The sequence below is a fragment of the Rhodococcus sp. NPDC057014 genome, from assembly GCF_042673295.1.
Classification (GTDB): domain Bacteria; phylum Actinomycetota; class Actinomycetes; order Mycobacteriales; family Mycobacteriaceae; genus Rhodococcus_F.
Window position 1 is genome coordinate 1 of sequence record NZ_JBHUSF010000610.1, and the last position, 1,791, is coordinate 1,791.

2 protein-coding genes are annotated in these 1,791 nt (G+C 67.3%); both read right to left on the reverse strand.

The window, feature by feature from the left end:
- Positions 1–6 precede the first annotated feature (6 nt).
- Positions 7–1,071, reverse strand: a complete 1,065-nt coding sequence (locus tag ACFTZB_RS45400; protein WP_378442527.1) for an iron-siderophore ABC transporter substrate-binding protein — start codon at positions 1,069–1,071, stop codon at positions 7–9.
- Positions 1,068–1,791, reverse strand: a 724-nt coding sequence (locus ACFTZB_RS45405) for an alpha/beta fold hydrolase (RefSeq protein WP_378442529.1), incomplete at its 5' end; no start/stop codon positions are given. The genes ACFTZB_RS45405 and ACFTZB_RS45400, both read right to left, overlap by 4 nt.

The following is a 1,791-nucleotide window of genomic DNA, read 5'->3' on the forward strand; positions in this document are numbered from 1 at the left end:
CGGGAACTAGCCGGCCTGAGCGTTGTTCGCGGCCTGCGACAGCTGCGGGAGCAGCTTGTCGAGCAGCCACGGGACGCTGAGTACGTTCGGCGAGCTCGACGCGAACACCAGCGGCGGATCGGTCAGACCCACGTAGGCCTTGTCGCGCACGGCCTTCACCCCGGCGAACAGCGGGTTCGACTGCACCTCGTTCTGCAGTTCGGGCGAGAGGTACCAGGCGAGCAGCACATCCGGGTTGTACGTGGGCAGCAGTTCCAGGCTGACCGGGGCGGCGAACTTGGTCTGGTCACTGCTCTCCCGCAACTTCTGGGCGAGCGGGTCGACCGTGAAACCGAGGCTTGCCAGCATCTTCAGGCGAGGATCGGTGTCGAAGTAGAAGTTGTACGACCCCGGCTCGGTGCCGCTGCCGAAGGCCACCGTCTTGCCGGCGAACTCGGGGTGCTGCGACTTCGCCTGCGCCAGTGTGTCCTGCGTCTGCGTCACCAGCGCCTCGGCCTGTGCCGACCGGCCGAGGGCCTTGCCGACCGTGGTGATCTGGTCTTCCCAGCTGGTCGCCCAGCGACGCTCCGGGTACGCCACGGTGGGGGCGATCGCCGACAGCTTGTCGAACTGCTCCTGGTTCACACCCGAGTGCACGGCCAGGATCACATCGGGGTCGAGAGCCGCGATCTGCTCGTACGGCATCTCCTTGCTCGACGCCGTCAGCAACGCGGGTTCCGCGTTCGGGTCGAGTTCCTCGAGCTTCGCGCGCGACCACGGCAGCAGGCCGTCGTCGGTTCCGGTGTCCGACTTCATGTTCTGCACGGCGACGGGCACGACGCCGAGCGACAGTGCCGCGTCCTCGCTGCCCCAGCCGATCGTGACGACGCGTTCCGGTACCTCCGGGATCTCGGCGGTGCCGAGCGCCGACGGAATCGACACGGGGAAGGCCGACGCGTCGGCCTGTCCGGTGGCGGATCCCGCCGCGTCGGTCGAGTCGGACGTCGACTCACTGCAGGCACCCGCGAACAGCGCGGTTGCCGCCATCATCACGATTCCGGCTCTACGCCAGTATCTTCCGGACGTTTTCATCGATCTCCCTGTTCCTTGTTGATGGGGTTCGTTGGCGAGCCGAACGAGGCGAGGGCCTCGTTCACGGCGGAGCCGACTTCGCCGATCCAACGCGGCTGAGTCATGTCCTTGTGCTCGCAGTCGAGGTCGTGGTTGACGATGGTGCCGGTCAGGTAGGGCCGCCACAGGTCGTACGTCGCCGCGGTCGCAGGATTCCTGGCCGCGGTGAAGAAGAGCATGTCGGAGTCCACGACGATCTGTGAGGGTTCGGATTCGAGGCGCACGGCGTTCGCGAAGTTGTCGATCATCGCGGCCGGTGTGTGCTCGTTGATCCCGGCGAGCGCGCTGCCCTCGCCGCGCAGGATGTCGATCACCTGCTGCCGGTCGAGACCGTCCCGGAGAAGCGGGTCGGGGTCGTAGCCGACCATGTAGAGCAGAGCGGCGAGCGCGTCCTGCTCCGTCGGCATCGACGCCCACGCGTCCGACGGGAAGGAGTCGAGCATGACGAGCATGCCGAGCTCCTCACCCTGGTTCTGCAGTGCGCCCGCGATGGCGTGCGCGACGACGCCGCCCAGCGACCACCCGAGGAGGTGGTACGGGCCCGTCGGCTGCACGGTCCGCATGTGCTCGATGTATTCGGCGGCCATGTCCTCGAGCGTTTCCGGCGGCCGCTTGGATGTCGACAGGTTGGACGCCTGCACGCCGTACAGCGGGTAGTCGTCGTCGATGTGCCGCAGCACT